At 65.5% G+C, this 5,975-nt stretch carries 8 protein-coding genes; all 8 read right to left on the reverse strand.

Features of this window, described 5'->3' with window-relative positions:
* Positions 1 to 736: AIR synthase related protein (locus VFW45_12630; protein HEU5181627.1), on the reverse strand; the 736-nt coding region annotated here is incomplete at its 3' end.
* Positions 733 to 924, reverse strand: a complete 192-nt coding sequence (locus VFW45_12635) for an SEC-C metal-binding domain-containing protein (GenBank protein HEU5181628.1) — start codon at positions 922 to 924, stop codon at positions 733 to 735. The genes VFW45_12635 and VFW45_12630, both read right to left, overlap by 4 nt.
* Positions 925 to 932: 8 nt before the next feature.
* Complete coding sequence (gene purQ / locus VFW45_12640) at positions 933 to 1,637, reverse strand: phosphoribosylformylglycinamidine synthase subunit PurQ (GenBank protein HEU5181629.1); 705 nt, start codon at positions 1,635 to 1,637, stop codon at positions 933 to 935.
* Between the two features lie 16 nt (positions 1,638 to 1,653).
* Positions 1,654 to 1,896: a phosphoribosylformylglycinamidine synthase subunit PurS gene (gene purS / locus VFW45_12645; GenBank protein ID HEU5181630.1), complete on the reverse strand. Its 243-nt coding sequence runs from the start codon at positions 1,894 to 1,896 to the stop codon at positions 1,654 to 1,656.
* Positions 1,893 to 3,278, reverse strand: a complete 1,386-nt coding sequence (purB, locus tag VFW45_12650; protein HEU5181631.1) for an adenylosuccinate lyase — start codon at positions 3,276 to 3,278, stop codon at positions 1,893 to 1,895. Before purB ends, purS begins: the two co-directional genes overlap by 4 nt.
* Positions 3,279 to 3,330: 52 nt before the next feature.
* Positions 3,331 to 4,197: an MBL fold metallo-hydrolase gene (locus tag VFW45_12655; protein HEU5181632.1), complete on the reverse strand. Its 867-nt coding sequence runs from the start codon at positions 4,195 to 4,197 to the stop codon at positions 3,331 to 3,333.
* The gene (gene dut / locus VFW45_12660) at positions 4,116 to 4,589 is read right to left on the reverse strand and encodes a dUTP diphosphatase (protein HEU5181633.1); all 474 of its coding nucleotides are present in this window, start codon (positions 4,587 to 4,589) and stop codon (positions 4,116 to 4,118) included. Before dut ends, VFW45_12655 begins: the two co-directional genes overlap by 82 nt.
* Positions 4,590 to 4,628: 39 nt before the next feature.
* Entirely contained in the window at positions 4,629 to 5,894 is a 1,266-nt protein-coding gene (locus tag VFW45_12665; GenBank protein HEU5181634.1) for a pitrilysin family protein, read from the reverse strand.
* Between the last annotated feature and the right edge of the window lie 81 nt (positions 5,895 to 5,975).

Genomic DNA, 5,975 nt, shown 5'->3' on the forward strand with positions numbered 1-5,975 from the left:
CAACCTGCACGGTCGGCCGTTTCGTCTCCGAGTCGGCCTCGAAGGAGGCCGAGGCCAGCAGCGAGGCGCCATGGATTCCGTCCCGCCCCGTGCGCGACCCGACGTAGAAGACGGCGTTCCCGGGCCCCTTGGCCAGCCCGCGAAAGATACGCGAAGCGTGGGCAATCCCGAGGCTCATGACGTTCACCAGGATGTTGCCGTCGTAGCAGGAATGGAAGGTCGTCTCGCCTCCCACCGTCGGGATGCCGATGCAGTTTCCATATCCGGCGATCCCTCCCACCACCCCGCCCACCAAGTACTTCATCCGCGGATGGTCCGGAGAGCCGAAGCGCAGCGAGTTCATCGAGGCGATGGGACGTGCCCCCATCGTGAAGATGTCGCGCAGGATTCCTCCCACCCCGGTCGCCGCTCCCTGGAAGGGCTCCACGTAGGAGGGGTGGTTGTGACTCTCCATCTTGAATACGGCCGCCAGCCCGCCGCCGATGTCGATGGCACCCGCGTTCTCTCCCGGCCCCTGTAACACTTGAGGCCCGGTCGTGGGGAACCGCTTCAGGTGGACGCGGGAGGACTTGTAGGAGCAGTGCTCCGACCACATGACCGAGAAGATGCCGAGCTCGGTATAGGTCGGGGTCCTGCCGAGAAGCGAGCAGACCTTGTCGTATTCCTCCGGCGAGAGCCCGTGTGCCTGAGCCAGCTCCGGGTCGACCTGCGGCTCCGCTTTCCGGAGATCGCTCATTTCGGGTTCCGGAACAGCTTCGACATCTGATCTTCGCGCTCCTTGCCGCGCACCCTATCGTAATGGCAGGACTTGAACTTCCTGCCGCTGCCGCAGGGACAGGGGTCGTTGCGTCCCACCCCCGAGTAATCGGTTTTCTGCTTCCCCGCCAGCATCTTTTGGATGGCCTTCAGGACCAATGGATTCACCTTCATTTTCAGGAGGTTACCGCTTTTGGACCCCCGGCGATGACCGATTCGAACAACAGCCGTCCGTCCTCATTACCCAGAATCGCCTCGGCGCACCGATCAGGGTGGGGCATCAGGCCCAGGACGTTCCCCCGCTCGTTGAGAACCCCGGCGATCGACATCATCGACCCGTTCGGGTTGGATTCCTCGCTCAGCTTTCCGTCGGCGTCGCAGTAGCGGAAGGCGATGCGCCCTTCCAGCTCCAGCCGCTTCAGAGTTTTCGGGTCGGCGTAATAGCAGCCTTCGCCGTGTCCGATGGGCATCTTGAGAGTTTTGGATCGCGAAAGGCTGCGGGTGAAAGGCGACTCGCCCCCGTCGACCCGCAGGAAAACGTCCTGGCAGAGATAGTGCAGCGACCGATTGCGCACCAGGGCTCCGGGAAGCAGTCCCGCCTCGGTCAGGATCTGGAAGCCGTTGCAGATTCCCAGGACCGGTCCCCCCTGCTTGGCGAAGTGGGCGACGCTCTCCATGATGGGCGAGAACTTCGCCATGGCGCCGCAGCGCAGGTAGTCGCCGTGGGCGAAGCCGCCCGGAAGGATGATGCAGTCGGAGTGCGCCAGGTTGCGGTCCTTGTGCCAGAGGAAGCTGGCGTCCTGGCGCAGGACGTGCTTGACCACGTGATAGCAGTCATGCTCGCAGTTGGATCCTGGGAATACGACGATGCCGAATTTCACGATGCGGCCGCCTCGCTCACTCCGCCACCTCGAACTGGTAGTCCTCGATGACCGGATTGGCCAGGAGCTTGTCGCACATCTCCCGGACCTTTTTCTCGAGCTGCGCCTTCGCCGTCTTCGGTAGCGTCAGCTCGAGCACCTTGCCGGCCCGCACATCGGTAACTTCCTTGTAGCCCAGCTGGTGCAGCGACCCCAGGATCGTCTTCCCCTGCGGGTCCAGCACTCCCTTCTTGTAAAGCACCGTCACGCGCACTTTCATCGCTCGCTCCGCTTCCGGGGACGGGACGTCTCCGCTTCGGATCCGCCCTCTCCGGCTCCGCCACGATCTCGGGGGGACTCGGCAGCTTCCGCTCCGAAGACCCGCTCGAAGATCCGATCCACGTTTCGCAGCTGCCGCTCCAGATCGAAGCAGCGCTCCAGCTCGCCGGCGTCCAGGATCTTCAGGATCCCGGGCTGCGACTTGAGGTTCTCCCGGAAGCTCCCCTTCCCTTCGCGCGCGCTCATCGCGGCGCCCTGGACCCAGGCGTAGGCTTCCTCGCGCGTCGCGCCCCGCCGGGCCAGGGCGAGGAGCACCTCCTGCGAGTAGACCAGCCCGCCCGAGGATTCGAGGTTCCGGCGCATCGCCTCCGGGTAGACCACCAGGCGCTCGAGGATTCCCGCCAGCCGGTTCAACATGTAGTCGGCCAGGATCGTGGAATCGGGCAGGATGACGCGCTCGGCGGAGGAATGGCTGATGTCGCGCTCGTGCCACAGCGCCACGTTCTCCAGCGCCACTCCCACGTTCCCTTTGATGACCCGGGCCAGCCCGCAAATCTGCTCGCACCCCACCGGATTGCGCTTGTGGGGCATGGCGGAAGATCCTTTCTGGCCGCCGCCGAAAGGCTCCTCGGCTTCCGCCACCTCGGTACGCTGCAAATGGCGGATCTCGGTTGCCGTTTTTTCCATCGAGGCGGCCAGGATCCCCAGCGCGGCGATATATTCAGCATAGCGGTCCCGCTGGATCACCTGATTGGAAACCGGCGCCGGAGTAAGCCCCAGCTTCTCGCAGACCTTCTCCTCGACCGCGGGATCGAGATGGGCGAAAGTTCCCACGGCGCCCGAGATCTTCCCGACAGAGATCGCCTCGCGCGCGCGCTCCACGCGCTCCCGCGCCCGGCCGAACTCCGCGAACAGGACCGCCATCTTCAGCCCGAAGGTGGTCGGCTCGGCGTGCACGCCGTGAGTCCGTCCGATACAGGGGGTCTTGCGATGCTCGAGGGCCCGCGCCTTCAGCGCGGAGCGAACCCGATCGATGCCGCGCAGGATTTGATCGGCCGCCTCCCGCAACAGCAGTGCCTGGGCGGTGTCGACCACGTCGGAGGAGGTCAGGCCCAGGTGGATGAAGCGGGAGTCCGCTCCGACATGCTCCGCGACGCTGGTGAGAAAGGCGATGACATCGTGCTGGACGGTCTTCTCGATCTCCAGAGCCCGCTCGGCGTCGAACGCCGCCTTCCTGCGGATGTTCTCCGCCGCCTGGCGCGGGATTTCGCCAACCTCGGCCATCACGTCCACCACGGCGAGCTCGACCTCGAGCCACTTCTCCATGCGATGGGCATCGGTCCAGATGCGACCCATCTCTATCCTCGTGTATCGCGAAATCAAGCGGAAAGCTCCTCGCTTTCTGTCGGCCGCGCGCTGCGGCGCGCGGGCCTCGTCAAACTTCGATCCACCGCGCGGAGGGCCCCTGCTCCGCCACGGTCATCTTGATCGATTCGGCGCCGCTCCCGAGGGCGCGGTGCGCCGCCAGCATCGCGAGATCGGCCCGGTTGTTCGTGCGGCTCAGGTGCGCCAGGATCAACGACCGGGTCCGGCCATTGACCGCTCCGGCGATCAGCGCCGCGGCCTCCTCGTTGCTGAGGTGGCCGCGCGGCCCGCGCAGCCGGTCCTTCAATTCCTCGGGGTACGGTCCCCGCTCCAGCATCTCCACATCGTGGTTCGTCTCGACGATCAGGATCTCGCAACCCTCGAGGAGCGAGGCCACCGCCGCCGGCGCCTGCCCCAGGTCCATCGCATAACCGACGCTTCCCTCGCTCGTCTCCAGCCTCAGGGCCACCGGATCGGCCGCATCGTGAGGTACGCGGGCGCTGCTCACCCGCCACCCCGCAACATGGGAGCTCCGGCCGCTCTCGAAAGCGGCCCAGCGGAATTGCGGCGTGCACAACCCCAGGCAGCGCAGCGTGGAGGCGGTGGCGACAATCTCGCAGCCGAAGCGGGCCGCGAAGCGCTCGGCGCCGCGCGCATGATCTCCGTGCTCGTGCGTCAGGATCATCGCCCGCACCCTACGCGGGTCGATTCCCACGGCGGCCAGCCTCGCCTCCAGGTCGCGGCAGGAAAAGCCGGCGTCCAGCAGCACGACGGTCCCGCCCGACTCGACGACGACCGCGTTGCCGGCGCTACCGCTTCCCAGGACGGCGAGTCGCAGGGCCGCGCTCCTCCAGCCTATCGTCCGGTGTGTCCGAACCCCCCGGCCCCCCGCCGGGTGGCCGGCAGCTCCTTGACCTCTTCCAGCCGCGCGCGCGATACGCGCGCGATCACCATCTGTCCGATCCGATCGCCGCGGCGGATGGTATAAGGCGCACTCCCCAGGTTCACCACCACCAGGCGAATCTCCCCGCGATAGTCGGCGTCGATCGTCCCCGGGGAGTTCAGCAGCGTCACGCCGTGCTCCGCCGCCAGCCCGCTGCGGGGCCGGATCTGCGCCTCGAATCCCTCCGGCAGCGCCACGGCGAGGCCCGTCCCGATCAGGGCCCGGCCACCGGGCGTGAGAGTGACGTCTTGCCCGACGCAGGCCCTGAGATCGAGGCCCGCGGAGCCGGCCGTCGCATATTCTGGCAGGGGAAGATCCGATTCCGGAGAGATCCGGGTGATGAAGACCCTGGCTTGGGAAGAATCGTCGAGAGGGCTCTGTCCCATCCTGGCTTCCGCCCCGCTAGGGGGCGACGGCGGATCGCGTCAAAAAACCAGCTCGCCGCGGGTCAGCTTGAACCTGGAGGTGTTCCCGAGGACCGCCATGGCGCAGGTGGAGCTGTCGAACATCTTGCGCGCCAGGCTGCGGACCTCGTCCGCTTCGACCCGGTCGATTCCTTCGATAATCTCGTTGAGGGTGAAGGGGCGGTGGAAGTAGACCTCCTGCCGCGCCAGGTTCGACATCCTCGACGAGCTGCTCTCCAGGGAGAGCATCAGGCTTCCCTTGAGATGGTCCTTCGCCATCCTCATCTCTTTCTCGGAGGGGCTCTTCTCCTTGAGGGCGACGAACTCCTCGAGGATGAGGCGCACCACCTGCTCCGCCGACTCGGGAGAGGTGGCGGCGTAGACCATCAGGTAGCCGGTGTCCTTGAACGAATTGACCGACGAGAAGACGTTGTAGGCGAGCCCCCGGTCCTCGCGGATGTTCTGGAACAGGCGGCTCGACATCGCCCCGCCCAGCAGCGTGTTCAGCAGGTACTCCTCGAAGCGGTGCTCGCTGTTCAGCGGGAAGCCCTTCACGCCAAGGCAGAGGTGGATCTGGCCCAGCTCCTTCTTCTCCCGGATGAACAGCCCCGGATTGAGGGCCGGCGGCGCAATCGCCGGGACCTGCGAGCCGTTGGTCAAAGGCTCGAACGCCTTGCGGATCGAGCCGACGAGAAGATCGTGATCGACGTTTCCGGTGGCGGTGATCAGGAGGTTGCCCGGCTGGTAGCTGCCCCTGAAATAGCGCGTCAGGATCTCGGGGGTCATCGCCGAGACCGATTCCACGGTCCCCTGGATGGGGCGCCCCAGCGGATGGTCGGGCCACAGGTTCTGGTTGAACAGGTCGTAGACCAGCTCATCCGGCGTGTCGTCCACCATCCGGATCTCCTCGAAGATCACCTTGCGCTCCTTCTCGATTTCGGAAGGCTCGAAGCGCGGATTGAGGACGATATCCGAAAGGAGGTCGAGCGCCACGGGAAGGTGGTCGTCCAGGACCTTGGCGTAGAAGCAGGTGTATTCCTTGGCGGTGAAGGCGTCGATGTGGCCGCCGATCGAGTCGATCGTGAGCGCAATGTCCTTGGCGCTGCGGTTGGCGGTCCCCTTGAAGAGCAGGTGCTCGATGAAATGCGAGATGCCGTTTTCGGGGGAGGATTCGTGGCGCGAGCCCTTCTTCAGCCAGACCCCCAGGGAGATCGACCGGAGGTTGGGCATCTTCTCGGTCACGACAGTGAGACCGTTACTAAACTCTTCTCTGTTAATAAGTTCCATGAAGACTGTCCGGAGTGGAACGGAGGAAACTGAGGGATCCCCGCCCCCAACCGCAGGGACGAGGCGAGAGTATAGCACAGG

This window comes from Candidatus Polarisedimenticolia bacterium (assembly GCA_035764505.1).
In the GTDB taxonomy this organism is placed as follows: domain Bacteria; phylum Acidobacteriota; class Polarisedimenticolia; order Gp22-AA2; family AA152; genus AA152.

Excerpts from the sequence above, each read along its gene's own strand:
- purS (HEU5181630.1), bottom strand. The coding sequence starts at position 1,896 with ATGAAAGTGCGCGTGACGGTGCTTTACAAGAAGGGAGTGCTGGACCCG.
- dut (HEU5181633.1), bottom strand. The coding sequence starts at position 4,589 with ATGGGACAGAGCCCTCTCGACGATTCTTCCCAAGCCAGGGTCTTCATC.
- VFW45_12665 (HEU5181634.1), bottom strand. The coding sequence starts at position 5,894 with ATGGAACTTATTAACAGAGAAGAGTTTAGTAACGGTCTCACTGTCGTG.